This window comes from Pontibacter sp. E15-1, from assembly GCF_022601975.1.
Classification (GTDB): Bacteria; Bacteroidota; Bacteroidia; order Cytophagales; family Hymenobacteraceae; genus Pontibacter.
Genome location: NZ_JAKVIR010000002.1, coordinates 1 through 26,482, shown reverse-complemented (window position 1 = coordinate 26,482; position 26,482 = coordinate 1). Strand labels below are relative to the sequence as shown.

The 26,482-nt window shown below is 52.5% G+C and carries 20 protein-coding genes; 15 read left to right on the top strand and 5 right to left on the bottom strand.

Going from position 1 to position 26,482, the window contains the following annotated elements:
- Nucleotides 1–6: 6 nt before the first annotated feature.
- The gene (locus tag MKJ04_RS01610; protein WP_241638621.1) at nt 7–1,989 is read right to left on the bottom strand and encodes a putative porin; all 1,983 of its coding nucleotides are present in this window, start codon (nt 1,987–1,989) and stop codon (nt 7–9) included.
- Nucleotides 1,990–2,035: 46 nt separating this feature from the next.
- Complete coding sequence (lpxK, locus tag MKJ04_RS01605; protein WP_241638619.1) at nt 2,036–3,085, bottom strand: tetraacyldisaccharide 4'-kinase; 1,050 nt, start codon at nt 3,083–3,085, stop codon at nt 2,036–2,038.
- Nucleotides 3,086–3,160: 75 nt separating this feature from the next.
- Between lpxK and MKJ04_RS01600 the strand changes: the two genes are divergently transcribed.
- From MKJ04_RS01600 to groL, 11 genes are all read left to right on the top strand, one after another.
- Nucleotides 3,161–4,261, top strand: a complete 1,101-nt coding sequence (locus MKJ04_RS01600) for a Nif3-like dinuclear metal center hexameric protein (protein ID WP_241638617.1) — start codon at nt 3,161–3,163, stop codon at nt 4,259–4,261.
- 3 nt (nt 4,262–4,264) lie between these two features.
- Nucleotides 4,265–4,996 (top strand): zinc ribbon domain-containing protein, encoded by a 732-nt coding sequence (locus tag MKJ04_RS01595; protein ID WP_241638615.1) that lies wholly within the window; start codon nt 4,265–4,267, stop codon nt 4,994–4,996.
- Between the two features lie 47 nt (nt 4,997–5,043).
- Nucleotides 5,044–6,516: a tetratricopeptide repeat protein gene (locus MKJ04_RS01590; protein WP_241638613.1), complete on the top strand. Its 1,473-nt coding sequence runs from the start codon at nt 5,044–5,046 to the stop codon at nt 6,514–6,516.
- An 8-nt stretch (nt 6,517–6,524) separates the two neighbouring features.
- Nucleotides 6,525–7,820, top strand: coding sequence for an anthranilate synthase component I family protein (locus MKJ04_RS01585; RefSeq protein WP_317246692.1), 1,296 nt, complete (start codon nt 6,525–6,527; stop codon nt 7,818–7,820).
- Between the two features lie 183 nt (nt 7,821–8,003).
- Nucleotides 8,004–9,434 (top strand): tRNA (N6-isopentenyl adenosine(37)-C2)-methylthiotransferase MiaB, encoded by a 1,431-nt coding sequence (miaB, locus tag MKJ04_RS01580; protein WP_241638611.1) that lies wholly within the window; start codon nt 8,004–8,006, stop codon nt 9,432–9,434.
- An 84-nt stretch (nt 9,435–9,518) separates the two neighbouring features.
- Entirely contained in the window at nt 9,519–10,805 is a 1,287-nt protein-coding gene (locus MKJ04_RS01575) for a sigma-54 interaction domain-containing protein (RefSeq protein WP_241638609.1), read from the top strand.
- Nucleotides 10,789–11,319: an LptE family protein gene (locus tag MKJ04_RS01570; RefSeq protein ID WP_241638607.1), complete on the top strand. Its 531-nt coding sequence runs from the start codon at nt 10,789–10,791 to the stop codon at nt 11,317–11,319. Before MKJ04_RS01575 ends, MKJ04_RS01570 begins: the two co-directional genes overlap by 17 nt.
- A gap of 56 nt (nt 11,320–11,375) precedes the next feature.
- Complete coding sequence (locus tag MKJ04_RS01565; protein ID WP_241638605.1) at nt 11,376–12,761, top strand: hypothetical protein; 1,386 nt, start codon at nt 11,376–11,378, stop codon at nt 12,759–12,761.
- Nucleotide 12,762: 1 nt separating this feature from the next.
- Nucleotides 12,763–13,152: a preprotein translocase subunit SecG gene (secG, locus tag MKJ04_RS01560; protein WP_241638603.1), complete on the top strand. Its 390-nt coding sequence runs from the start codon at nt 12,763–12,765 to the stop codon at nt 13,150–13,152.
- 256 nt (nt 13,153–13,408) lie between these two features.
- Nucleotides 13,409–13,699 (top strand): co-chaperone GroES, encoded by a 291-nt coding sequence (gene groES, locus MKJ04_RS01555; RefSeq protein ID WP_241638601.1) that lies wholly within the window; start codon nt 13,409–13,411, stop codon nt 13,697–13,699.
- A gap of 40 nt (nt 13,700–13,739) precedes the next feature.
- Complete coding sequence (gene groL, locus MKJ04_RS01550) at nt 13,740–15,374, top strand: chaperonin GroEL (RefSeq protein WP_241638599.1); 1,635 nt, start codon at nt 13,740–13,742, stop codon at nt 15,372–15,374.
- 199 nt (nt 15,375–15,573) lie between these two features.
- Here the strand turns inward: groL and MKJ04_RS01545 are convergent, their stop codons facing one another.
- Nucleotides 15,574–16,170: a hypothetical protein gene (locus MKJ04_RS01545; protein WP_241638597.1), complete on the bottom strand. Its 597-nt coding sequence runs from the start codon at nt 16,168–16,170 to the stop codon at nt 15,574–15,576.
- Nucleotides 16,171–16,530: 360 nt separating this feature from the next.
- Nucleotides 16,531–18,330, bottom strand: a complete 1,800-nt coding sequence (locus MKJ04_RS01540) for a peptide MFS transporter (RefSeq protein WP_241638595.1) — start codon at nt 18,328–18,330, stop codon at nt 16,531–16,533.
- Between the two features lie 487 nt (nt 18,331–18,817).
- Here MKJ04_RS01540 and pckA point away from each other — a divergent pair, with 487 nt between their 5' ends.
- The 3 genes from pckA to MKJ04_RS01525 all read left to right on the top strand — a co-directional run bounded on the left by pckA (nt 18,818) and on the right by MKJ04_RS01525 (nt 22,076).
- The gene (gene pckA, locus MKJ04_RS01535) at nt 18,818–20,431 is read left to right on the top strand and encodes a phosphoenolpyruvate carboxykinase (ATP) (RefSeq protein ID WP_241638593.1); all 1,614 of its coding nucleotides are present in this window, start codon (nt 18,818–18,820) and stop codon (nt 20,429–20,431) included.
- A 245-nt stretch (nt 20,432–20,676) separates the two neighbouring features.
- The gene (locus tag MKJ04_RS01530; protein WP_241638591.1) at nt 20,677–21,393 is read left to right on the top strand and encodes a 16S rRNA (uracil(1498)-N(3))-methyltransferase; all 717 of its coding nucleotides are present in this window, start codon (nt 20,677–20,679) and stop codon (nt 21,391–21,393) included.
- Between the two features lie 17 nt (nt 21,394–21,410).
- Nucleotides 21,411–22,076 carry a DUF4159 domain-containing protein gene (locus tag MKJ04_RS01525; protein ID WP_241639060.1) on the top strand — a complete coding sequence of 222 codons (666 nt, stop codon included), beginning with the start codon at nt 21,411–21,413 and terminating at the stop codon, nt 22,074–22,076.
- 51 nt (nt 22,077–22,127) lie between these two features.
- Here the strand turns inward: MKJ04_RS01525 and MKJ04_RS01520 are convergent, their stop codons facing one another.
- Nucleotides 22,128–22,652, bottom strand: a complete 525-nt coding sequence (locus MKJ04_RS01520) for a hypothetical protein (RefSeq protein WP_241638589.1) — start codon at nt 22,650–22,652, stop codon at nt 22,128–22,130.
- A 142-nt stretch (nt 22,653–22,794) separates the two neighbouring features.
- Here MKJ04_RS01520 and smc point away from each other — a divergent pair, with 142 nt between their 5' ends.
- Entirely contained in the window at nt 22,795–26,331 is a 3,537-nt protein-coding gene (gene smc, locus MKJ04_RS01515; protein ID WP_241638587.1) for a chromosome segregation protein SMC, read from the top strand.
- Nucleotides 26,332–26,482 lie beyond the last annotated feature (151 nt).

Genomic DNA, 26,482 nt, shown 5'->3' with positions numbered 1-26,482 from the left:
TGTTAATTAATCAAAGAACATCCACTTCAGGCCAAAGACAAAGCTGCGGCGCATGCCCGGATAGTAGGGTGTCAGGAAATAGACAGGGTCGAGCAGGCTGTCGTTCACGTGGCTCATTTTCAGAAAGAGGTTTACGGATTTGATGTCTGCGTTCAGGAACACCTCCACCACAGGGTATGCCTGCACCTGAAACTGATCCTGCACATAGAACTGCTGCGTCACGGGCATGTATCCATCGGCAAAGTAGCTGCTGAAATAGGTGGCCTGTACCCCCAACTGGCTAAAGAGCGCCTTTTTGAACAGGAATCCCTCCAGGTATACCGACGATTCTAGCAGCCATTCTGGCACGCGCACTTTGTTGGCCTCCTCGGTATTGGTATAGGTCCCGAAGTTTTTGAGATGCAAGGGGCCAAACTGAATGTGGTGGGAAAGCGATGCTCCCCAAAGCCGCTGGTTGCCGCTTTGCTGCTGCGGCACTGCCTCCTCGTTGAAGTAAATATAGCGCTTGATGTTGGTATAATGCGCACTGAGGCGCACAAACTGTCGCTTGCCGAGCTTACTTTCATACCCAAATCCAAGTTGGTCGGTTACTGATGTCTCAAAATCGTTGTCCCAGGCGTAATGGTTGCTCAAGATAAAGTTTTCGACGCGCGTGGGAGAAAGCAACACCCGCTCGACGGTGGCGTATGCGCCGCCGATGCGCGCTTTGCCCTTGATGCGGTAGTCTGAGGCCACCTGGTACTCTGCCTCCCCCGTCAGCTCAGCCAGATCTTTGTAGAAAACCCTGATGTCGCCCCCGACAAACACCTGGGTATAAGTATCCGAGAGGCGCTTGTCGCCATAGAAGGTAGTCGTGTCTTCGGGCACCTTAAACGGGGATTTGGCAGTGAAAGTCATGTTGGCGTTGCGCAGCTTCGCGTAGGCGTTGTACGACGACAGCATGTTCTTCCCGATCAGTCCGAACACGTTTTGCAGCTCCCGGTAGGCAGTGGCGTCCTTCGTGCGGACCGGGGTAAAGTTATACCCGGTCACCGTCTCGCTGAAATTCGGATACACTAAAAACGCGGGGTCGAGGTTTGTGGCATACTGCGCCATGTTTTGCCGGTAGATGCTCAGTTTGTCATCTGCAAAAGTATTCTGCTGCCGCTTCCAGTCGAAGGTATGGTAGGCTTTAAGGTTCTCCTTGGCCAACCGGTATATGTGCGTCAGGTGGAAGTTTGCGCGCGACTCCTCGTTTGATGCCTGCGTCAGCTGCACCGGCGCCTCCGCAAACCGCTCCAGAAAAGACCCGTCATACCCGTTTCGCTGGTAAGACAGAGAGGTGTCCGGCACGATGCCGCCCGACTCAATCTGCTCCACCTTCATGTAGGTAAAGTTCAGGAACACGTCATACTTCTCATTCTCAGACCGGTAATGTGAGAACGCCTTCACTGCCTGGTTGTCGATAAACCCCCGTGTGGAGCGATCAAGGGCCGCCTGCCCGATTTGCTGGTTGGCGGAAAGGATCTGATAGGCGATACCAGCATTCCAGCGGGGTGTGATGTTGCGGGTATGGAGGGCTTCGAAAGCTTGCTCCCCGCGCCCACCCTGCACGTAGTAGAGGTGCGTATAAGGCGATCGGGTGTTGAAGTAGTTGATTTTGTTGGGCTGATACGCGTACCGGTCGAATATAGTCTTGCCCAGCCGCACCCCAATCTGATCGGGCACCTGGTAGAGCATTGGCTGAGAGGCCGTCCCGACATTGCCCAGGTGCTGGTAAAAAGCGGTGTCGTTGTACCAATACCGCTCGTTATGCAGATTGTTGAGCAGCGTGTCTACGGGTTGTTCGGTATAGCGCCCCCGCAGCACATCCTGCTCATACAGCTGCAGCGTGGTTTTGGGGTTATAGTACAATTTGGTGGTGTCGTCTATAATCTGGGCAACGGCATGCTGACTTAAAAGCAGCAGTCCGGTCACGAAGAGCAGAAAGGCAGATGAGATTCTTTTCACGCGTCAAAATTAGTGAATTATATCTAAAATTAGCGGCATCTCCGGCTTACACACGGTTAAGTTGCGCCACATGCCGCGTCACGAGCTGGTCGAACTGCTCCTGCCCCTGCAGAAACCGCACAACCACCGGAACGTAGCTGATCGGAAGTGACCGGGTCAGCGCTTCAAGTTCCAGCCCAACCAGCTTCACGGTGTCTTTGCGCGTGGTAAGCACCTGCGCCCCCTGAAAGTCGGGCTGTTGCAGCAGCGCCTGTAGTTTATACATATCCTGCTGCGTATAGGCGTGATGATCCGGGTAGTCGAGGTGGCGCAGCACGTCATACCCTGCCGCCTGCAGATACTCCTTTAGCGGCGTTGCGTGGGCAAGCCCGGTGAGCAGCACAATCCGCATGTCATACCCCTCTGTAAGGCCAAGTGGCACCGGCGCGCCATAGGTATAAGTTGTAAAAAAAACAGGGGTTCCGGGCGCAGTATACCGGGCTGTCTTCTCCGTAATCCGATCCTGCTCGGCCTGCGAAAGCTTTGGCGGGCATTTACTGACGATGACGGCGTCGGCACGGGCAGCCCCCCGGCGCGGCTCTCTAAGCAGACCGGCGGGCAACACCAGATCCTCGTAAAACGGGCGGGTATAATCCGTGAGCATCAGGTTGAGCGAGGGGTGTACTGGGCGGTGCTGCATGGCGTCGTCCAGCACCACGACTTCGAGGCCGGGCACACTGTCTAGCAAGTTTTGTATACCCGCTACCCGGTCTTCGCACACAGCCACAGTCACCCCGGGGAAATCCTGGTGATACTGGTATGGCTCATCACCTAGGCTTGCAGCCGTGCTTTCAGTGCCGGCCAGTAAGAAGCCCTTAGTCTGGCGTTTATACCCCCGGCTTAGGGTTGCTAACTTATACCCCTGCAGCAGGCGCAGCAGGTACTCCACGTGCGGGGTTTTGCCAGTGCCGCCCACAGTCAGGTTGCCTACCGCCACCACGGGCAACAGAAAACTGTGCGTCGGGAAAACCTGTTTATCATAAAGGAGATTCCGCACCTGCATCACGCCGCCATACAGCAGCGCGAAGGGCCAAAGTATCCGTTTCAACTTATTCATACATGTTGGGTAACGGGTGTAAAAGTAAATTAATTTTAACTTGCCGTCATTAAACAGGCAATAAACGACAACAGGATGCCAAAAATCAGGGAAATCATCGAGGTGCTGGAGGGCCTGGCCCCATTGCGCTACCAGGAAAGCTACGACAACGCAGGCCTGCAAACGGGCGACGCAGCGGCAGAGGCCACCGGGGTATTGGTCACGCTGGACTGCACCGAAGAAGTGCTGGACGAGGCGCTGCAAAAAGGCTGCAATCTGGTGGTGGCGCACCATCCGGTCATTTTCAAAGGGCTCAAAACCCTGACAGGCCGCACTTACGTGGAGCGCACTATCATCAAAGCCATAAAAAACAATATCGCCATCTATGCCAGCCACACCAACCTCGACAATGTGCTGCAGGGCGTGAACACCAAAATTGCAGACAAGCTGGAACTGCGGGAGCAGCGGATCCTGGTGAGCAAACCGCATACGCTGATGCAACTGGCCGTGTTTGTGCCCGTGGGCTTCACCGAAGATGTGCTGGCGGCGTTGCACAAAGCCGGCGCGGGCCATATCGGAGAATACAGCGACTGCAGCTTTCAGGTAACGGGCACGGGGCGCTTCAAGCCCTCCGCGCAGGCAAACCCCACCGTGGGCGAGGCCGGAAAGCCCGAGCACGTGCAGGAAAACCGTGTGGAGGTGATCTTCCCGGCCTATCTGCAGGCCAAGGTGCTGACGGCGCTCAAACAGGCGCACCCTTACGAGGAAGTGGCGCACTACCTGTATGCCCTCGAAAACCAGAACCAGGAAGTCGGCATCGGGATGATCGGAAACCTGGCGGAGCCGCTCACTGAAGAAGCCTTCTTAGGCTACCTCAAAAACAAAATGCAGCTGCAGGGCCTGCGCTATACACCGGTGGGCGGCAAGGCCATCCAGCGCGTGGCGGTATGCGGGGGTGCGGGCAGCTTCCTGCTGAAAGACGCCCTCCGCCAGAAAGCCGACGCCTTCGTGACCGGCGACTTTAAATACCATGAATTCTTTGACGCGGAAGGACAGTTGCTGGTCGCCGACATCGGGCACTATGAGAGCGAAGTATATACAAAGGAGATTTTTTATGACACAATTTCAAAAAACTTTCCTAATTTTGCAGTCTTAATATCAGAAGTAAACACAAACCCTGTCAGATACACTTTTTAATACATGGAAAGTACTGTAGCCAGCAAACTCGAAGCCCTTTTAAAGCTTCAGACAATCGATTCGCAGCTTGATGAAATCAAAAGAGTAAGAGGAGACCTTCCGGAGGAGGTTCAGGATCTGGAGGATGAGATCGAAGGCTACGAAGTGCGGGTTCGCAAGTTTGATGATGAGGTAGCCAACCTGAACGAGTCTATTGTGCAGCGCAAGCAGGGCATCAAAGACTCAGAGGGCCTGATCCGCAAGTATGAGGAGCAGCAGGAGAATGTTCGCAACAACCGCGAGTATGACGCCATCACCAAGGAAGTAGAACTCCAGAAGCTGGAAATCCAGATAAACGAGAAGAAGATCAGGGAAGCGATCTACCAGATCGAGCAGAAAAACACAGAGATAGAAGGCACCAAGCACCGCCTGGAAGAACGCCGCAAAGACCTGGACAACAAAAAGAAGGAGCTCAACCAGATTGTTGGCGAAAGCGAAGAGGAAGAAACGCAGTTAGAACAGGAGCGCAACAAGGCGGCTGAAAACATTGAGGTTCGCCTGCTGAGCGCTTACACCAGAATCCGCGGAAACGTGCGCAACGGCCTGGCTGTTGTTACCGTGAAGCGCGATGCCTGTGGCGGCTGCTTCAACACCGTTCCCCCGCAGCGTCAGGCAGACATCGCCGCACAGAAAAAGGTGATCGTTTGCGAGCATTGCGGCCGTATACTGGCTGGCGTGGAGCAACGTGTATTCTAAGGCATATCCCCTTGAGCGAAAAGCGCTTTAAAGATACCCGGAAAAGGATGGCTAAACCCCATCCTTTTTTTTTGCTGCTGTGCTTTGTGCTGGCTGCCGCAACGGCCACTGCCTCTGCGCTCAGCCCTCCGTTGACACACGCCTACCAGGAGCTCCTGAAGCTGAAAGTGGCATCTAGCCGGGCCATCCTCCATAAAGCAACCCCAAATACTGACGAGGAGAAAGCGGCAGCCCTGCTATTCGGCAATTACAACGACTTCTGGGAACTGTGCCTGGAGCAGGACCAGCAGCGGTATAGCTCATTGCTGGAAGCCCAGGAGCAACGGCTGGCCATCCTCGAAAAATCAAAGGGCCGCAGCGCCTGGGCTGATTTTGCAGCCGCAGAAATCAGCCTTCACATCGGAATGAGTGAGCTGCTCTTTGGCAACAAGCTGGCTGCCGCCTGGGATCTCCGGAAAGCATACCTCCGGTATAGGACAAACCTGCAGCGCTGGCCCGGATTTATACCCAACAGAAAAAACCTGGGGATGCTGCAGGTCATGATCGGGTCTGTGCCGGACCAGTACCAGTGGTTCCTGAGCATCGTCGGGCTGAAGGGCAGCGTGCGCGAGGGTATGGCCAACTTGCAGTCTGCCGCCGACACTCCTACCCTTTTCCAGGATGAGGCGAAGCTGCTTCGGGCTGTTGTGCTGCATGCGCTGGTGCCTGAGAAAGCCCCGCTGGCCGTGACCCAACTTACGGAAATGGTCCAGGCGCGGCCCGACAACCTCCTGTTTCTGTTTGCCGCCATGCACCTCCTCAAAAAGACGAATCAGGGAGAGGCGGCCATCATGCTATATGAGCGGCGGCCTGTGGGCAAGCAGTACAGTCCCTTCCCTTTCCTCCACCATATGGTAGCCGACTTATACCTCTACCGGGGTGACTACGCTGCTTCTGCTGCAGAAAACAACAGGTTTCTGCAGCAGCACCGCGGCAAACATTACCTTAAATCGGCCCATTACAAACTATATCTGGCTTATCTGCTGAGTCGTAATCCCTCAGCCGCAAAGCAGCACTTGAAGCAGATTGCCGAAGCCGGAATCCGGGAAACCGAGGAAGACCGGTATGCCGCCAGGTATGCAGAAGAAAATGCGCAGCCGGTGCTGCCCCTGCTGAAGGCCCGCCTGCACGCGGATGGAGGATACTATGACCAGGCATTGCAGGACCTGAAGCAGCCCCTGTCTCCTTCCGACACGTCCCTGGCCGTGCGGGCAGAGTATCTTTACCGTAAAGCAAGGGTATACCACGGACTGAAAGACTTGCAGGAAGCCGTGAGTTTATACCGGCAGACTATTGTGCTGGCTAGTGCAACAGAACTATACTTCGCCCCGAACGCCGCGCTGCAACTGGGGTATATCTACCAGCAGGCCGATCAGCCGGAAGTGGCCAAAGCGTATTTCCGGCAGGCCCTCCGCTACAAGGGCCATCCTTACAAAAACAGCATCGATGCGAAGGCCAAGCTGGCCCTTTCATCCTTTTAGACACCCGCATGATGTTTTCTGCAACATACGCCTACTCCGCACTGCCCGTTTCTGAAGAAGATTTCAGGCACAAGGCATTGGCCTGGGCCGACCAGTTCCCGCATGTCGCTTATTATAACCCGAACGCTATTTCGTATCCGCATCAGGGCTTTGCGCACTTGCTGGCTGTTTCTTCCAGACCGGCTGTTTCGCTAAATGCCAGCGAGGCCTTCCAAAGTCTGCGGCAGACGTTGCAGGGGGAACACCCACTGCTTTGTGGCTTCCTGACGTATGATTTGAAAAATCAGATCGAAAAGCTGGTGAGTCAGCACCCGGATCATGTCGGGTTCTCTCCTATCCTTTTCTTTGCGCCAGAGTTCTATATATACTTTCATGAAACCGGACTAACAGCCTACGCATCAACAGATCGCATCGACAGGATATTGGGCGAAATAATGGCCGCCAGTGTGACGCCGGCTTTCGTGCCCGAAAACATACAGGTAAGGCAGAGGGTCAGCCAGGAGGAGTATGCGGTGCAGGTGGCCCGCATCCGGGAGCATATAACAGAGGGCGACGTGTATGAACTGAATTACTGTATGGAGTTTTACGCTGAGGATGCTTTGGTGCAGCCGCTCCCCCTGTATATGGCCTTGTCCGCGGCCTCGCCAACCCCTTTCTCTGGTTATCTGAAATGCCAGGACACCTACCTGCTGTGCGCCTCGCCGGAGCGCTTCCTGAAAAAAGAAGGCCGTCAACTGATATCGCAGCCCATCAAAGGCACCATTCGGAGAGGCCATACCCCCGAAGAAGATGCGCAGCTGCAGCACCAACTGCGGCACAATGAGAAAGAACTAGCCGAGAACATGATGATTGTGGACCTGGTGCGGAACGACCTGAGCCGTTCCTGCGCCACCGGGTCGGTGCGGGTGGAGGAAATGTTCGGTATTTACGGTTTCCGGCAGGTGTCGCAGATGATCTCTACCGTAACGGGCCAATTGCGGCCCGATCTTGACCTGGTGGATGCCTTGCTGGGCGCGTTTCCGATGGGCAGTATGACGGGAGCCCCCAAGATCAGCGCCATGCAACTGATTGAGGAGCTTGAAGTAACCAAGCGTGGTTTATACGCTGGCGCTATGGGGTTTATCACCCCAGACAACAACTGCGACTTTAACGTCGTGATCCGCAGCATACAGTATAATGCCCGTACCCGCTACCTCTCCTTTATGGTGGGCAGCGCCATCACCTACGACTCTGACCCGGAGCAGGAATACGCCGAATGCCTTCTCAAGGCGCAAGCTATCCTTAAAGTGCTTGGACAAGAATGACCGTTGCGCCTTCAATTACGAATTACGAATTACGAATTACAAAACAAGGCTAGGTGCAGCACAAATCCCGCGCTATGCATACCCCTCAACTCGTAATTCGTAATTCATAATTCGTAATTCTACTGTCATTCTGTCACGTTTTCGCGGATAATCTTGTATATTTGCGGTTGAAACAGCATTTGTATGGATCCGATACTAGATTTAGATTATATAGACAACCGCACCCCCGAGCAAGCCGCCGCCAGTGACACCAAGTTGACCGCCAGCACGAACACCGGCAGGGCTCGCAAGTTATACATCGAGAGTTACGGCTGCCAGATGAACTTTTCGGACAGCGAGATTGTGTCGTCGATCATGTTTGAGCAGGGTTTCGACACAACCTCCGAAATTGGCGAGGCGGACCTGGTTTTCCTGAACACCTGTTCGATACGTGAAAAAGCCGAGCAGACGGTCCGCAACAGACTGGGCCAGATCAACCACTTCAAGAAAAAGAAGCCGGGCCTGATGGTGGGCGTGCTGGGCTGTATGGCCGAGCGCCTGAAGCAGTCGCTGCTGGAAGAGGAAAAGATTGTGGACCTGGTGGTGGGGCCGGATGCCTACCGCGACCTGCCGAACCTGATCAACGAGGTGGATGGCGGGCAGAAGGCAGTGAACGTGCTGCTCTCCCGCGAGGAAACCTATGCCGACATCAACCCGATCCGGCTAAACAGCAACGGTGTGAGCGCCTATATCTCCATCATGCGGGGCTGCGACAACATGTGCTCTTTTTGCGTGGTGCCGTTTACCCGCGGCCGCGAGCGCAGCCGCGATGCACACTCCATTGTGCGGGAGGCGCAGGCGCTGGTTGAGCAGGGGTATAAAGAAGTGACGCTGCTGGGCCAGAACGTAGACTCGTATAAATGGGCTTCGGAAGACGGAGAAGAGCGTGTAAACTTTGCGCAACTGCTGGAAAAGGTCGCCCTCCTGACGCCTGATCTCCGTGTGCGCTTTTCCACTTCGCATCCGAAGGATATCACAGACGAGGTGCTGCACACGATGAAAAAGCACGAGAACATCTGCAAGTATATCCACCTGCCGGCTCAAAGCGGCAACTCACGGGTGCTGGAACTCATGAACCGCACGTATGACCGCGCCTGGTACCTCAATCGGGTGGATGCCATCCGCAGGATCCTGGGCGATGAGTGTGGCATCTCCTCCGACATGATTGCGGGTTTCTGTACCGAAACTGAGCAAGAGCATCAGGATACCCTGAGCCTGATGGACTATGTGCAGTATGATTACTCCTATATGTTCTTCTACTCTGAGCGTCCGGGCACCCTGGCTGCCCGGAAACTAGAGGACGACATTCCGCTTGAGGTGAAAAAACGCCGCCTGGATGAGATCATCACGAAGCAGCGCGAAACATCACTGGCACGCAACAAGCGCGACATTGGGAAGGTGCACAAAGTGCTGGTCGAGAATTTTTCGAAGAAGTCGAAAGAGCAGCTCAGCGGCCGCAACGACCAGAACAAAGTGGTGATCTTCGACAAAAAGCACTACAAGAAGGGCGATTACGTCACTGTGTTTGTCCATGACTGTAGCGTGGGCACCCTGTTTGGGGAGGCTGTTGATTAATTTGGGGGCACCAGCAACTAAAAGGCGAGGCGTTTTCCTGAGGCGTTCCTGCAGCCAGTCTCCAAATCATCAAAAATTAAATTCATGCGCAATTTCGATATACAAAGTATAAAACAGCGTTTTGGCATCATAGGTAACTCCCAGCTGCTCAATCACGCCATACAGGTGGCTGTGCAGGTGGCACCCACCGACATGACCGTGTTGATTACCGGTGAGAGCGGAAGCGGAAAAGAGTCATTTTCGAAGATCATCCATCAGCTAAGCCCACGCAAGCATGGCCAGTTCATCGCCATCAACTGCGGCGCCATACCTGAGGGCACCATCGATTCAGAGCTATTCGGCCACGAAAAAGGCTCGTTTACGGGTGCTCAGGAGTCTCGGAAAGGCTATTTCGAGGTGACAGACGGCGGCACGATCTTTCTGGATGAGATCGGGGAAATGCCGCTGGGCACACAGGCGCGCCTGCTGCGCGTGCTGGAGAACGGCGAGTTTATTAAAGTCGGTTCTTCCAAAGTGCAGAAGACGGATGTCCGGGTGGTGGCCGCCACCAACGTGAACCTGATCAATGCCGTGGAGAAGGGGAAGTTCCGGGAAGACTTATACTACCGCCTCAACACCGTGCCCATCACTGTTCCGGCGTTGCGTGAACGGGGCGATGACATCTACCTGCTGTTCAGGAAGTTCGCGGCAGATTTCTCGGAGAAGTATAAAGTAAAGCCCATCACCCTGACGCCCGAAGCGGTGCAGAAACTGATTGGCTTCCGATTCCCTGGCAACATCCGGCAACTCAAGAACATGGTAGAGCAGATTTCGGTGCTGGAGTATGAGCGGGAGGTAAACGGAGACAAGCTGCAGGAATACCTGCCACAGGATCAGATGAACACCCTGCCTGCCCTGTTGGCCAAAGAACACGGCTCAGAGCATAATTTCTCGGAGCGCGACCTTCTCTATAAAGTGCTCTTCGACATGCGCCGCGATATGTCAGAACTGAAAAAGCTGGTGTTCGACATGATCACGCACCAGCCAAACGACGAGGAACTGCTGAAAGAGCACAGCCACCTTTTCGAGAATATTGAGCAGAAAGCCTACAGCAGCAATGGCCGCAGCTACCAGCAAAAGGAACAGGTGCATAAGGAGCCCTACTACCTGCCTGTAAAGCATGCCCAGGTGCAGGACTATGACGAACAAAAGGTGGAAGATATTCCGCACGAGTACGAGGAAGAAAGTCTCCTGCTGGAGGACAAAGAAAAGGAGCTGATCCTAAAGGCCCTGAAGAAACACAACAACAAGCGCAAGTATGCCGCCCAGGACCTCGGCATTTCTGAACGCACGCTTTACCGCAAACTGAAACAGTATGACATCGAGGACTAACCTGAGCGCTTTACGCTATATCGGTATACTGCTGCTGGCTGTGCTTAGCAGTAGCTGTGGCATCTACTCTCTCTCCGGCACCACCATCTCGCCGGACATCAAGACCATTTCGATCCAGAACTTCGAGAACAGCTCTGGAGAGGGCCCCGCTAACCTGACGCAGATCGTGACGAACAGCTTCACGGATTACTACCGGCGCAACACCAATCTACAAGTTCAGCAAAGCGCGGGCGACTTGCAATTGGAAGGGCAGATTGTTAGCTTTAACTATTCTCCGGCGGCTATTCAGCGCGACGGGCAGCAGGATATCGCCAGCCTGAACCGTTTGACGATAAGCGTGCAGGTGCGTTTTACCAATACAAAGCAGGAAGACAAGGACTTTGACAGGGCGTTCACGATCTCACAGGACTTTCCGGATGACCTTGATATCACCCAGCTGTCTAACGTGCAGATTGAGCAGCTGACCGAGCGCCTGGTGACAGATGTGTTCAATAAGACGGTGGCAGATTGGTAAGACAAATGGATAAATTCAGGAAACTAGACACTCTAAGGTATAAATAAGCTGCCCGTATGAATAAATCAGCCTTCCTCGAACTTATACAGCAGACCTACACGATCTCGGACCAGCAGACTGAAGAGCTGGAAAAAGTGGCCGCGGCCTTTCCATACTGCCAGACTGCCCATCTCCTGTTGGCCAAGTCAGCGCACGACAAAGGAAGCATGCTATCGACGCAGCGCCTGCGCAGGGCCTCGGCCTACGCCACCAACCGGCAGGTGCTCAAGCGCGTGATTTATACCTCCCCCATCCCAGCCCCTGTTTTTGAAGATGCCGCCCCGGAAGTGGTAGAAACCATGCTCCCCGAAACTCATTCAAGCGAAGTGCCGCTCGTTGCAGAAGCGCATCAAGTGGAAGCCGCTACCGCTACTGTGGACGAAGAGTTTATACCTCAGGAAGTAGATCCTATTCTAGCGGAGGAGGCAGAAGAAACCGAAATGGATGTGCCTGTGCAGCCAGAAATGGAAATGGAACTAGAAATCAGTGATGAAGCGGAGAGCATACCCGAGGCTGTGACCATTCCTTTGGCTGATGAAGCGATAGGTCCTAACACAGAAACCGTTGCGAAATCAGAACCGGAGGAAGTGCCGGACACAGAGTTGGAGCAACTGATGACGATCAGCAGCCTGAGCCCAACCTTTACAGACTTGCTGGCCCAGAAACCCGATCCAGAAGTGCCGATTGCCTATACCGCTCCGTCTGATGATGAAGAAAGTCGGCCATACGTCTCCTTGCCTGAACATGCGCTGCATGCTGATGAAGACCTAGCGCAACGTGAGCTGGCAGCATCTGAGGATGAAGCGTATCCAGAGCCAGCCTTGCCAGCCGAGGTGCCATACGTAGAAGCAGCGCCTGAGGAAATGCCAGTAGATGACACACATCCTCTCCCAGCCCCTTTCCGGCAGGAGGCTGAAGTGAAATACGCCCTTAGTGAGATCGACCGGATGTATGAGGCAGATGCACTGGGCTACTGGATGGCGTCCAGCCGCATGGGGGAATCGCTGCAACTAAAGGACAATATAACGCGCCAGCGCCCGGCTGCTTTCCACCCGGAGATGATTCTGGAATATGTGAAAACGCACGAGCTGCAGGAAAACACACAGGAGCAGCCCGCTGTTTCGTTGCACCACCAATCCAGCCTTATCGATCAGTTCCTGAAGCTGAATCCGCGACTGAAGGCCATGAACAACCTGAAAATGAAGCAGGAGCCGCAGGAGGATCTCTCGTTGCGGAACTCCAGGATCAAGAAAGGTATTGCCTCCGAGAGCCTGGCCAACATCTTCCTGAACCAGGGAAAAGTAAAAAAGGCCATTAAAATATATGAGCAGCTCATTTTGAAAAATCCGGAAAAAAAGAGTTACTTTGCCGGACAGATAGAAAAATTACAAAAACTAACCTGAGATGTATATCACCCTTATCAGTATCATTATCTTTGTTTGCGTACTGCTAATTTTAGTGGTACTTGCCCAAAACCCTAAGGGAGGCGGGCTCTCCAGCCAGTTTGGAGGCAGCACCAGCCAGTTGATGGGCGTGAAGCGCACCGGCGACCTGCTCGAAAAGCTCACCTGGGCATTTGCCATCGGTCTTGTTATCCTGACTTTGGGCACTCACATGATAGGCAGCTCTGCCGGTGATGCAGCCGTTAGTCGCAGCGTAAACGAGGAGCGCGCGCGTCAGTCGCAGCTTCCTGCCGCCCCGGGCGCATTTCCAGGCGCGTCAGAAGATTCTTCAGCCGCTATTCCTGATGCAGCCAATATCCCGGATATGGTGGACACAGCTAACGCAGAATAGTCCGATCTATACGTACGCAAAGAGCCAGTCCTGACGCAGGGTTGGCTCTTTTGCTTTGCTGTCACTCCCCTTTCGGTGTCAGCTTTGCCGCCAAATTTGTTTTCTTGTGTCAGGTTATGTCAGGGATGGCAGGTGCCCACCGGCTCAAAACTGCAAATTTGACGTAAAATGGCAGGAATGCCGTCTTGGCACAAGAAGTGATAGTATAGCCGTGTTATTACATACTTATAAACAATAAACATAATAACAAAAAACTATGTCAATCAGCATTAAACCATTAGCAGACAGAGTAATTGTAGCTCCTGCTGCAGCAGAAGAAAAGACAAAGTCAGGTATCATCATCCCTGATACTGCTAAAGAGAAGCCTCAGCGAGGAGAGGTTGTAGCCGTAGGAGAAGGAAAAACCTCTGACCAGGGATCACTTATCGCTCCGCAGTTGAAAGTGGGTGACCAGGTGTTGTATGGCAAGTATGCAGGCACTGAGATTTCCGTAGATGGAGGTGACTACCTGATCATGCGCGAGTCTGACATCCTTGCGATTCTTTAATTTAAGATCTGTAAAACTTAATCCAAAAGTATATTAAACTATGGCTAAGAACATCACATTTGATACAGACGCACGCACTAAGATTAAGGCGGGCGTTGATAAATTAGCAAATGCAGTGAAAGTTACGTTGGGTCCTAAAGGCCGTAACGTGATCATCGACAAGAAATTCGGTGCACCTACCATTACGAAAGACGGTGTTTCCGTTGCGAAAGAAATCGAACTAAAAGACCCTATCGAGAACATGGGTGCCCAGTTAGTGAAGGAGGTTGCCTCTAAGACTGCCGACCAGGCTGGTGACGGTACTACTACCGCTACTGTTTTGGCGCAGGCGATTTACACAGCTGGTATCAAGAACGTAGCGGCTGGCGCTAACCCAATGGACCTGAAGCGTGGTATCGACAAAGCCGTGCATGCGGTGGTTGAGAACCTGCGTACACAGTCCAAGAAAATTGAGAACTCTTCTGAGATATCTCAGGTAGGTACCATCTCTGCCAACAACGACGCTGAAATCGGTAAGATGATTGCCGATGCGATGGACAAAGTTGGTAAGGACGGTGTAATTACTGTAGAAGAGGCGAAAGGCACCGAGACTGAAGTAAAAACAGTGGAAGGTATGCAGTTCGACCGCGGTTACCTGTCTCCTTACTTCGTGACCAACGCAGAGAAGATGGAGGCTGAGTTCGAGAACCCTTACATCCTGATCTACGACAAGAAGGTGTCTACCATGAAGGAGTTGCTTCCAGTGTTGGAGCAGGTTGTCCAGACTGGTAAAGGCCTGGTGATTGTTTCTGAAGATGTAGACGGCGAGGCGCTTGCTACATTGGTTGTAAACAAACTGCGTGGCTCACTTAAGATTGCCGCTGTGAAGGCCCCTGGTTTTGGCGACAGAAGAAAGGCAATGCTGGAGGACATCGCCATCCTGACAGGTGGAACTGTGATCTCTGAAGAGCGTGGCTACAAGTTAGAAAACGCTACACTTGAGTATCTTGGACAGGCGGAGAAGGTGATCATCGACAAAGACAACACAACGCTGGTAAACGGCGCTGGACAGAAAGATGATATCGTGGCGCGCATAAATCAGATCAAGTCTCAAATGGAGGCTACTACTTCTGACTACGACAAGGAGAAGCTGCAGGAGCGCCTGGCGAAATTGTCTGGTGGTGTTGCGATCCTTTATATCGGTGCTTCTACTGAAGTAGAGATGAAAGAGAAGAAAGACCGCGTAGATGATGCCCTGCACGCAACACGCGCTGCCGTAGAGGAAGGTATCGTAGCTGGTGGTGGCGTTGCCCTCATCCGTGCGATAGATGCCCTGAACAACATTGATGTGTACAATGCCGATGAGCAGACAGGTGTTCAGATCATCAAGACGGCACTGGAGTCTCCGCTAAGAACAATCGTTTCTAACGCTGGTGGCGAAGGTTCTGTAGTTGTGCAGGCCGTTCGCGAAGGTAAGGCTGATTATGGCTACAATGCTCGCGACAACAAGTATGAGAATATGTTCCAGGCTGGTATCATCGACCCTACGAAGGTGACACGTCTTGCCCTTGAGAACGCTGCATCTATCGCAGGCCTGCTGCTCACTACCGAGTGTGTGGTTTCTGAAGATGCAGAAGAGGACAAAGGTGCTCCATCTATGCCAGGTGGCATGGGCGGTATGGGCGGCATGATGTAATTCATCCCCTCACCTAACACTAAAAAACCTGAGTCAGCAATGGCTCAGGTTTTTTTTATATATGGAGGATGAGTTGAAAAGCTATTTACTGCTGTTACGCAAGGCTCTCTTTTAACTCCTTTTGAAGGCAGGGCTGTTAAATCAATAAACTCACCAATCAAAAATTAGAGCTGCTTAAAGCACAGCAGCATTTAGTGCATTACTCCAGATCCCGGATATAAATAGTGACATCGTGAGGGGCCGTTTCGTCGCCGCCGAAGTACGGGTACAGTTGGTAACCCGCTCCTTCCCCGTTACAGGCACGCGGCATTTTCACCATCTTTCCGTCCAGCCAAAATTGGTACTCCTGATCCAGGAATTCGAGCTCGCAAACGCTTTTCTTACCCAGTGCTACGGTGCCAATCAACTTTGACTGGCGCTGCTTGTTCAGGTAGGTATAGGCGTGTATTTCCAACTTGTTTTGATACCAGCGCCACCCGAAGCGGGCGCTGTTCACCTGGTGCAAGCCGCCGCAGTCTGACAGGCCATATAGCTTGTTGATGTCTCCCTGATTCGCGGCATCGGTGGTAGTATAAACGGCACTGCTGTCAAACAGGACTTCGAAACGGAGCTTGCTGCTAGTTGTTTTTTTGTAGAAGTTGCTGGTGGCGTAGTGTTGTCCCTGCGGAATGAGATACGTAACTGCTTCCGGTGCAGGCTCCAGATTTAACTCCAGATCCGACATCACCTCACAGGAACTCAGACAAATAAAAGCGAAGGCAACTGTTAGCTGCCTTCGCCAGTTAAAATGAATCATAAACTTTGGCTAAAAGTTGAAGTATGATTTTATTAATTCGGCTTGATGTCTGAAATCTATGTAAGCGATAGCATATATGCAATTTTTTTCCTCATAATGCCATCATATACTTTATATTATACTATTATATTTTTTATATATGGAAATTAGAAGCTTTTGTCAATATTTGCATAATTTTATAAAGCCAAACATCATCATATATAAATATACATGATTTTTACGTATTACAGCTGATCTCCAGGATTGTATCCGAGGGCCTGCGCTACTACTTCTGTGTTGAGACGAAAGCACAAAAAAAGGCCTTCAAGCGCTAAGCGCCTGAAGGCCTTTTAATTCTAACGAGCCGCAGCTACAGCGGATTTAGCTGAGTTCCGCTTCCAGCAGCTGGCCGGTCTGAGCCTTCCCCTCATTGTCGTGCTTGTCTTCCGCACCATGCGACAAACGGTTCAGCTTGCCACTGAAGATCCACAGCAACAGCCCCAGTAAGATAGACACAACGGCTATACCGCCGAAGATTTCCATCTCGCCCATGTTCTGTGCGGCTTCCCCTAAAAGGCCGGCCACTTTGTTGCCCAAGCCAGTCACAGCAAAGTAGATGCCCATGATGGATGCCACCAGACTCTTCGGAGCCAGCTTGGTGATATAAGATAGTGCCACCGGAGAAAGCGCCAATTCCCCCAAGGTATGGAAGAGGTAAGCCAGCACCAGCCACCACATCGAGGAAAGACCAAAGATGCTGGACTCCCGCTGCAGCGAGGCAAACACCATAAAGATGAAGCCTGTGCCCATGATGGCGGTTCCGATTCCCATTTTAGCGATGGACGGCGGGTTTTTACCGGTCTTGGCCAGATATAGCCAGATGGTGGCTACTATACCCCCGAAGATCAGGATGAACAGGGCGTTTAGGCTCTGGAACCAGCTGGCAGGAACAATAAACCCAGGCTGCTCATTCTGCCGGTCAAAAATGGTAAAGGCGCTGGAAGTCTCCACGATCGGGGCGCTATCCGAGAGCAAGGCGTTGTAGGTAGCGCTGTCTGCCTCCGCCACCGGCAGCATAAACTGCCGGCTGTTAATGCGCGTGGCTGGCTCAATGGTGGTACCTTCCACTTCTATAGGCTTGCTCAACTCGCTGTTGATTTCCTCATAGGTGAGCGACCGAGGCGATACCAGGTTGCCGAAAAACTCCCCGACGGTGTTGAACTCTGTAACCTGCTTATTCTCCACCACCTTCTTGGTAGCCTCAATGGCCAGCAGATCCTGCGTATCCTTGCCCTGCGTGTTATATTCATTCACGGCGAACTCATCACCGATATAGCGGTCCGTGTAGTTCTTGGTGTATAGGTTCATCAACCCTCCGGCCTGCTCAAACGCAGCCCAGAACACCAGCACAATCACGAAGGAGATGCCCAGCAGCACCAAACGGTCTTTCTCTACTTTAGAGAAGCCATTGCCGCCTTCTTGCTGCTGTCGCTCATTCTTGTCAAAAATCCGGTCTTCACTTTTTACGAGGTTGCCGACATGGCGAAGGTACTTTTGCCCGCCGATGAATACCATCTGCCCCAGCAACATACCGATGCCCGCCAAAGAGAAGCCGTAATGCCAGCCGATAGTCTCGCCCACGTACCCCACGATCAGTGCCGCGAGGAAAGCGCCGAGGTTGATGCCCATATAGAAGATCGTGAAACCAGAGTCACGACGGCTGTCGCCCTCGCGGTAAAGCCCGCCCACCATGGTGGAGATGTTCGGCTTCAGCATTCCGGTGCCGGCAATGATCAGCGCCAGGGCTGTGTAAAAAGCCCACTCCGCTGGCCAGGCCATCAGAAAGTGACCCGCTACCAGCGTGAAGCCGCCCAGCATCACCGATTTTTTCTGTCCCAACACTTTGTCCGCCAGCAATCCCCCCGGAATCGCCACCAGATACACCAGCATGGTATAGGTGCCATAAAGGCTGATCGCCTCCGTTTCAGTCCAGCTGAAGCCGCCGTTTACATTCGACACCAGAAACAACACCAGAATGCCGCGCATGCCATAATAGCTGAAGCGTTCCCACATTTCGGTGAAAAATAGAATCATGAGGCCTTTGGGATGGCCAAACAAAGTGTCCTGCGGATCAATAAAAGCTGGCGCTCTCCCTCCGGAAATAGGTTTGGAATCTGACATAAATGATCGATAATTAGAAAGGTAGTTGTTGGTATATCACGTTAAAAATAACACGCTATTTCGGTTAAAGCAAATGATTGCCCGCCGCTGCACCCTTCTCCCTCTCCCGGAATGTTGCCGATGGCCGCTGCAACTGTTAAAATTTAGGAATGCCTATATATAAGCTAACTGCCTGGCGAAAGCAATGCATATTTTTATAGCAGCTTCTTGTTCAGCCCAAACGCCACCAAACCCGCCGTAATGAATGTTTGTAGTAGTCAGCTACAGAATTAGATAAGTAGATATATCAGGTTAACCGCAAAACAGCAAATACATCCAATCGCCGTGGCCCCGGTGTCGTATGATTATATATACATCATCACGTCTCTAAATTAAGATGTTGATAATAAATAAGGCTTCACACAGCGTTTTATTATGAGATTCATAATTTTATAGTAATTTTGCATCAGGAAGTAACCACTCACTTAATTACTCAACGCAGTGTATAATGAAACAATCTGAAGGTAAGTTGTTTACAGCAGGCCTGTCATCGCTAGGCATTAACAAAGCACGGGAGATCCGCTGGAACCTGAGCCCTGCTGAACTGGTGGAAGAGGCAATCATGAATGGGGAAGGAAAGCTGACGGACACGGGCGCACTCATGTGCGACACCGGCGTTTTTACCGGCCGCTCCCCGAAGGATCGCTTTATTGTTGAAGATGCCAAAACCGCGGATACCGTGTGGTGGGGCGACATCAACATTCCCTTTTCACCGGAAAAGTTTGACCAGCTGCAGCAAAAGATGGTGGACTTTCTGGAAGACCGCAAGCTATACGTGCGCGATGCCTATGCAGGAGCCCACCCGGATTACCGCCTGAACCTGCGCATCATCAACACACAGGCCTGGCACAACCTCTTCTGCCACAACATGTTCCTTCGCCTATCAAAAAAGGACCTTGAACAGCATCAGCCGGAGTTTACGATCCTGTGTGTGCCGGAGTTTGAGGCTGATCCCGCCGTGGACGGAACGCGCCAGTCCAACTTCGCCATCATCAACCTCACCAAGGGTATGATTCTGATTGGCGGCACCGGGTATGCCGGTGAAATCAAGAAAGGGATTTTCTCGGTGCTGAACTACCTGCTGCCCCAGGAAAAGAACACCCTTTCGATGCACTGCTCTGCCAATGTGGGCCATGAGGGGGACACCGCGATTTTCTTTGGGCTTTCGGGCACAGGCAAAACCACGCTTTCCGCAGACCCCAACCGCGGCCTGATCGGCGACGACGAGCATGGCTGGACTGAGGACAGCGTCTTTAACTTTGAGGGCGGATGCTACGCCAAAGTGATTGACCTGACCCATGAAAAGGAGCCGGAGATATGGGACGCGATCCGGTTTGGATCTGTTGTAGAGAACACCCGCTTTTATGAGGGAACCCGCACAGTGGACTATACAGACAGCTCTGTAACACAGAACACACGCACGGCATACCCGATTTTCCATATCCCGAATGCGGTTAATCCGTCTCGGGCCGGTATACCGAAAAATATTTTCTTCCTGACGGCAGACGCCTTCGGTGTGATTCCGCCCATCTCGAAGCTGAACAAGAGCCAGGCGATGTACCACTTCATTTCGGGGTATACCGCTAAAGTAGCTGGCACAGAAGTTGGTGTTACAGAGCCGGTCACCACCTTCTCTGCCTGCTTCGGGGCGGCTTTTCTGCCCTTGCACCCAACCCGGTATGCGGAGATGTTCGGGCAGAAGATGGAACAGGAGAATGTGAACGTATGGCTCGTGAACACAGGCTGGACGGGTGGCCCGTACGGCATCGGCTCCCGGATGAAACTGGCCTATACCCGCGCTATGATCACGGCAGCACTGAACGGAGAACTCAGCACTGTGAACTATACCGAGCACCCGGTGTTTGGTGTAGAGATACCGGACAGTTGCCCGGGAGTGCCGTCAGACATTCTGAACCCGCGCAACACCTGGGAGAAAAAAGAGGACTACGACGCCAAGGCAACCGGGCTCGCGGCTAAATTTGTCGAGAATTTCCGGAAATACGCCACGTTTGCGAGCGAAGAAATACTGGCCGGCGCGCCGCATGTAGAAGTAACAGCATAACTACTCCATACTTTCTAACACGAAGCCTCTCTGCATTTGTCGGAGGGGCTTTTTTTCTGTCCGCTTCCGTAATAGTCGCAAATTCCATACATTCGTATGTAGAAAAAGAGGGTATACCTGCCCGGCTATGGGTACTTCTGCATCCCGTAAGCGCGTTGGGAACTGACGATGGCCTGCGACGAACGCTGTTCGTGTTTTATACTACATTCTTTAAAAAACTGTAATCAACTTTCAAATCAAGCACCGTGCACCTGTTTTATACCCCCGACATATCATCTGAGTTCTATGTGCTGAGCGAGGACGAGTCCAAACACTGCACGCGCGTGCTTCGCCTGCAACAGGGGGACACCATCTACCTTATAGACGGCATTGGCGGGCTTTATACTGCCATCATTCAGGATGCCAACCAAAAGAAGTGTCAGCTACAGGTGATAGACAAGCAAATGGAGTATGGCAAGCTGCCCTATAGCACACACATCGCCGTGGCCCCCACCAAAAACATCGACCGCATGGAGTGGTTTGTGGAGAAAGCCGTGGAGATCGGGGTCAGCGAAATCACCTTTCTGCTGTGCGACCACTCTGAGCGGCGCAACCTGAAACTGGAGCGACTGGAGAAAATTGCCGTTAGTGCCATGAAGCAGTCACAGAAAGGGTATCTTCCCCTGCTGCACGACCTCACTCCTTTCCACCGGTTTTTACAAAAAGCCCTGACAAACCATACTTATATTGCTCATTTGGAAGACGATGCCACCAAGAGCATCAAGGATCACTATACCTATGGGCAGCCCCACTGCATCATGATCGGCCCGGAGGGGGATTTTTCTCCTGAAGAAATTGCCATGGCCTACAAGGCGGGTATCCGGCCCGTGACGCTGGGCACAAGCCGGCTGCGCACCGAAACGGCAGCCCTGGTGGCCTGCCACTCCCTGCACGTGCTCCACGACATCTACGCCCCGTTATAAGACTGAAACACGCCATGCTGAAACGCCTCCTGATTGCTCTGTTGCTACTTCTTGCCGCGCTTCCTGCTGCGAATGCACAGAATTACAGCTTTAAAGTGGCCAAGCTGAAGTACAATGGCGGCGGCGACTGGTATGCCAACAAAACCTCGCTGCCAAACCTGATCCGGTTTTGCAATCAGAACCTGAGCACAAACATCGCCCCGGACGAAGCCGTGGTGGAGGTTGGGAGCCCTGAGCTTTTCAGCTATCCATTCGTGCATATGACTGGGCACGGAAACGTTGTTTTTAGCGATGCAGAGGCTGAAAACCTTAGAAATTACCTCATCAATGGCGGTTTCCTGCACATCGATGACAATTACGGCCTCGACAAATACATCCGGACGGAAATGAAAAAAGTGTTCCCGGACCTTGACTTTGTAGAACTGCCCTTCGACCACCCGATTTACAGGCAAAAATATACCTTCGCCAACGGGTTGCCCAAGATACACGAGCACGACAACAAGCCCCCGCAAGGATTCGGTATTCTATACAAAGGCCGTTTGGTGTGCTTCTATACCTATGAAACCGATTTAGGGAATGGATGGGAGGACCAAGAGATTTACAACGACCCGGAACCCATACGCCAACAGGCCCTCCGGATGGGCGCCAATATCCTCACGTTTGCCCTGACGGTGGCAGATTAAATGAGTTTTAAGTTGCAGACAACGCGAAGATTATCAAAGAGATTTGAGCGGCTAGGTATATTTCCTGTTGAAGATCTCGGTAAGGATTACCGCATCACGAACGGAGGTCGGGTTTTTTAGCAGGCTGGCGTAGCGGTTCGCATTTTTCTTATCTTTGGTATACGACTCAAACCGTTTTTTCTGAAGGTGTTCCTCCGAAAGCACGGCCAGGCGCTTGGCGTCAGCAGGTTTCTCCCAGGAAAGCGCCCGCGGTACCAGGTCCGGTTTTGTGGGAGACCTCGGAATGACAGTTGCCTCAGTTACAAGTGGCGGCATCCTTTGCGTCAATTCTTCCCTGGCCCGATCCACGGCCTTTTTTCCACGTGCCTCCGCCTGGTCTAGCTTAGGCTGCAGTTCCCGCAAAATATCCTCAAAAGATGTGACGGGCTTGGCGGGGTGTTGCTGGCGGCGTTCAGGCCTTGGTGGTTCCTTTTGGTCCTGTTCCCCCTTTGGCGCGTTGAAGGCTTTGCGCCACTGCATGAACACAAAGTAGGCAACGGCTGCCAGTACATATAAAATTAATTTAAAGTCTTCCATTGCGTTGGTCTATACCCAAATATAGCGAAAATCCGGCGCAGAATTGATGTGCCTCCCCGAATATTAAAGCACGGTCAGACCTATTGGTATCGAAAATCGTCTTATTTTTGAGTTTAGATTAACATCGTTTCCGCACACGCGAATGCAAGTATCAAAATTAGAGATTAAAGGTTTCAAGAGTTTCGGCGACCGGGTCGTGATTAATTTCGACAACGGGATTACGGGAATTGTCGGGCCTAACGGCTGCGGCAAGTCCAACATCGTGGACGCCATCCGCTGGGTGCTAGGCGAGCAGAAAACCCGCAACCTGCGCTCCGACAAAATGGAGAACGTGATTTTCAACGGCTCCAAAACCCGGAAACCCGTGCAGTTAGCAGAGGTTTCCATCACTTTCGACAACAACAAGGGCATCCTACCGACAGAGTATTCGCAAGTAACTGTGACGCGCAAGTACTACCGCAACGGCGACAGCGAATACCTGCTCAACAGCGTGCCCTGCCGCCTGAAGGACATCAACGAACTTTTTCTGGACACGGGGATCGGTTCCGACAGCTATGCCATCATCGAGTTGAAGATGGTGGACGAGATACTGAACGACAAAGAGAACTCGCGCCGGCTTTTGTTCGAGGAAGCGGCGGGTATCTCCAAGTTTAAGGTACGGAAGAAACAAACGCTGAAGAAGCTGGAGGAAACCGACGCGGACCTGGAGCGCGTGGAAGACGTGCTGCATGAGATTGGCAAGAACATGAAAACGCTGGAACGCCAGGCAAAACAGGCCATTCGGTATTTTCAGTTAAAGGAAGACTATAAAAAGCACAGCCTGGCATTTGCCCGCCGCAACATCTCGCAGTACCAGCATACCCTGGAGCGCCTGGAGCAGGACGTGCAGCAGGAGAACTGCCTGAAAGAACAATATGTGAGCACCGTGACAGAGGCGGAAGACGCCATTGCGGACCAAAAACAGGAACTGAACGCGACACAGGAAAAGTTGGCGGAGATGCAGAAAACCATGCAGGTGCAAACTGCCAAGCTCCGCCAACTCGAGAACGACATCAAGCTGAACGCCGAGCGCAGGTCTTACTTGCAGGAACGCATGCAGCAACTGCGCCAACAGATCAGCCAGGACACCGCGAACGTGACTCATACCCAGGAAAGCATCCTGGAACTGAGCGACGAACTGACAGAGGTGCAGGAACATTATGCCACGGCAGAAGAGCAGGTATCCGAAATGCGGGAGCAGCTGCAGGAAGCCAATGAGGAGAAAGCCTCCCTGCAGGATATCTTGCAGGACCTGACGCAGCAGCAGAAGGCGAAGCAGAATGAGGTATACCAACTCAGCAAATCACTGGAGATCGGTCAGGTACAGATACAGAACATCAATCAGGAACTGGAGCGCCTCCACCAGCAGCAAACAAATGCGGATGCCGATGGCCTTGAGCTGCAGGACCAGTTGCAGGAGGCACAGCTGATTTTAGAGGATTCTACCTCAGAGCTGGTGCGACTTCAGGCTAAAGAAGAAACCTTGCAGCAGCAAATAGTGGCGACCGAGGAAAATATAGAGGGGCTGAAGACACAGCGCGCTGAGCTGACCCGCTCGCTCGACGCAAAGCAAAACCAGTATAATCTCACCAAGTCTCTTGTCGAGAACATGGAGGGATTTCCGGAGGCGATTAAATACCTGAGCAAAACCACTGACTGGTCGAAGCCTGCCCCCCTTCTGTCTGACATACTGGTTTGCGAGCCTGACTACAAGCCACTTATAGAGAGTTACCTGGAGCCATACATGAACTTTTTTGTGGTGGATGAGCTGCATGATGCCGTGGAAGCCATTGGCTTGCTGAAAAGCGAGAACAAGGGGCGCGCAAACTTCATTATCCTTTCTGAGATTGAGGAATTAGAGCCTACCGCCACGTACAGTGAGGGTAATTTGAAAGCCGGGTATGAGGTAGTTTCTGCTGAGAAAAAATACAGCGGGCTGATGAAGTACATGCTCCGCAACGTGTATATCGCGGAAGACAGCGAGGAAGAGCTGTATGACAACGACTATAAAACAATCATTCTGAAGGACGGCAGCGCCATCCGCAAGCCCCTGAGCCTTTCGGGTGGGTCTGTCGGGCTGTTCGACGGCAACCGGCTGGGGCGCAAGCAGAGTTTGGAGGCGCTGGCCAAAGAGGTAGAGGAGCTCACCCGGCAGGTGGACTTGATGCAGGGCCGCGTGAACACCCAGAACCAGCTGTTGCAAAACTATAAGCTGGAATCGCAGAAAGACGCGATCAGGCAACTGGAGAAGGACGTGGCCAAACAACAGCAGGAACTGCTCACAGTCCGGATCAGGCATGAACAATACCAGCAAAACCTCCGCAACTTCGACCAAAAAAAGCAGGAGCTGCAAGAGCGCCTGCTGGAACTTCGGGAGCAAAGCCAGGAAGTGTCTCCGCAGGCAGAGGCCGACATGCATGCATTGAGCCAGCTCGAAGCTCAACTGACAGAGCATGCCGCCATCATTGCCGGGCAGCAGGAGAAGATCACCGTGATCTCGGGCAGGTATAACCAGGAGAACATACAGTTTCACCAGCTAAAAAACCGGTATGCCAGCCTGCAGCAGGAAATCAGCTACAAGCAGAAAACGGTGGAGACAAACCAGGAGCGTATCAACACCCTGCAGCAGGAACTGGTGAAGGCAGAGGAAGAGATCGGCGCGGCCGAGGTGTTTATAGCGGACAATGAGGAAGTGGTTGCGGCTATGCTGGAGGCCCGTACCGCTTTTGGCCATGAGCTGGAGGATATAGAAAAGGTGTACTTCAGCCTGCGCGGCGACCTGGACGAGAAAGAGAAAACCATTCGCGAGATTCAGCGCAAGCGCCAGAACTCAGACGAGCTCCTGATGCGCATGCAACAGGCTAAAACAGAAACGCAGCTCAAGCTGGTGGCTATCAAAGAGCGCCTTGCAGCAGAGTTCAGTATATCTGATGAGGATTTTGCCACACCGGTTCCGGAGGAAGACCTTTTGATCCCGCTCTCCTCGGATGAACTGAGTCAGCACATCGGCACCGTGAAAGGTCAACTGGATAAGATGGGACCGGTGAATGCCATGGCTGCTGAGGCGTATGCCGAGATCGAGGAACGCAACACCTTCATCACAGAGCAGCGCAACGACCTGGTGAACGCCAAGAACATGCTCATCGATACCATCAACGAGATTGACACGGTGGCCAAGGACAAGTTTATGGATGCCTTCAACCAGATCAAGCACAACTTTAAACTGGTTTTCCGAAGCCTGTTTACAGAGGAAGACAACTGCGACCTGGTGCTGACAGACCCGAAAAGTCCGCTAGATTCGAAGATCGAGATTATGGCACAGCCAAAAGGAAAGCGCCCGCTCACCATCAACCAGCTTTCCGGCGGGGAGAAGACGCTCACGGCCATCTCTCTCCTTTTCTCCATCTACCTGCTAAAGCCCGCGCCGTTCTGTATTTTTGACGAAGTGGACGCCCCGTTGGATGATGCCAACATCGACAAATTCAACAACATCATCCGTAAGTTTTCAGCGGATTCCCAGTTTATCGTGGTCACGCACAACAAGCGCACGATGGCCTCTACCGACGTGATGTATGGCATCACGATGATCGAGGCGGGTATCTCCAGGGTAATACCGGTAGACCTGCGCCAGATAGCTTAACTTACTCCCATTACCTTATTATAAGGGTACACTTATTTGCTGCTCCATGTACTGGAGGATGTTGCTTATCTTCGCTGGTTGGAGCAGCTTTGCTTTCTGAAGCTCCCGGCTAATCCTTTCTTCTATCTCTTGCATCTTCATGTTGTAAGGG

Excerpts from the sequence above, each read along its gene's own strand:
- lpxK (WP_241638619.1), bottom strand. The coding sequence starts at position 3,085 with ATGAATAAGTTGAAACGGATACTTTGGCCCTTCGCGCTGCTGTATGGC.
- MKJ04_RS01600 (WP_241638617.1), top strand. The coding sequence starts at position 3,161 with ATGCCAAAAATCAGGGAAATCATCGAGGTGCTGGAGGGCCTGGCCCCA.
- MKJ04_RS01595 (WP_241638615.1), top strand. The coding sequence starts at position 4,265 with ATGGAAAGTACTGTAGCCAGCAAACTCGAAGCCCTTTTAAAGCTTCAG.
- MKJ04_RS01590 (WP_241638613.1), top strand. The coding sequence starts at position 5,044 with ATGGCTAAACCCCATCCTTTTTTTTTGCTGCTGTGCTTTGTGCTGGCT.
- MKJ04_RS01585 (WP_317246692.1), top strand. The coding sequence starts at position 6,525 with ATGATGTTTTCTGCAACATACGCCTACTCCGCACTGCCCGTTTCTGAA.
- miaB (WP_241638611.1), top strand. The coding sequence starts at position 8,004 with ATGGATCCGATACTAGATTTAGATTATATAGACAACCGCACCCCCGAG.
- MKJ04_RS01575 (WP_241638609.1), top strand. The coding sequence starts at position 9,519 with ATGCGCAATTTCGATATACAAAGTATAAAACAGCGTTTTGGCATCATA.
- MKJ04_RS01570 (WP_241638607.1), top strand. The coding sequence starts at position 10,789 with ATGACATCGAGGACTAACCTGAGCGCTTTACGCTATATCGGTATACTG.
- MKJ04_RS01565 (WP_241638605.1), top strand. The coding sequence starts at position 11,376 with ATGAATAAATCAGCCTTCCTCGAACTTATACAGCAGACCTACACGATC.
- secG (WP_241638603.1), top strand. The coding sequence starts at position 12,763 with ATGTATATCACCCTTATCAGTATCATTATCTTTGTTTGCGTACTGCTA.
- groES (WP_241638601.1), top strand. The coding sequence starts at position 13,409 with ATGTCAATCAGCATTAAACCATTAGCAGACAGAGTAATTGTAGCTCCT.
- groL (WP_241638599.1), top strand. The coding sequence starts at position 13,740 with ATGGCTAAGAACATCACATTTGATACAGACGCACGCACTAAGATTAAG.
- MKJ04_RS01545 (WP_241638597.1), bottom strand. The coding sequence starts at position 16,170 with ATGATTCATTTTAACTGGCGAAGGCAGCTAACAGTTGCCTTCGCTTTT.
- MKJ04_RS01540 (WP_241638595.1), bottom strand. The coding sequence starts at position 18,330 with ATGTCAGATTCCAAACCTATTTCCGGAGGGAGAGCGCCAGCTTTTATT.
- pckA (WP_241638593.1), top strand. The coding sequence starts at position 18,818 with ATGAAACAATCTGAAGGTAAGTTGTTTACAGCAGGCCTGTCATCGCTA.
- MKJ04_RS01520 (WP_241638589.1), bottom strand. The coding sequence starts at position 22,652 with ATGGAAGACTTTAAATTAATTTTATATGTACTGGCAGCCGTTGCCTAC.
- smc (WP_241638587.1), top strand. The coding sequence starts at position 22,795 with ATGCAAGTATCAAAATTAGAGATTAAAGGTTTCAAGAGTTTCGGCGAC.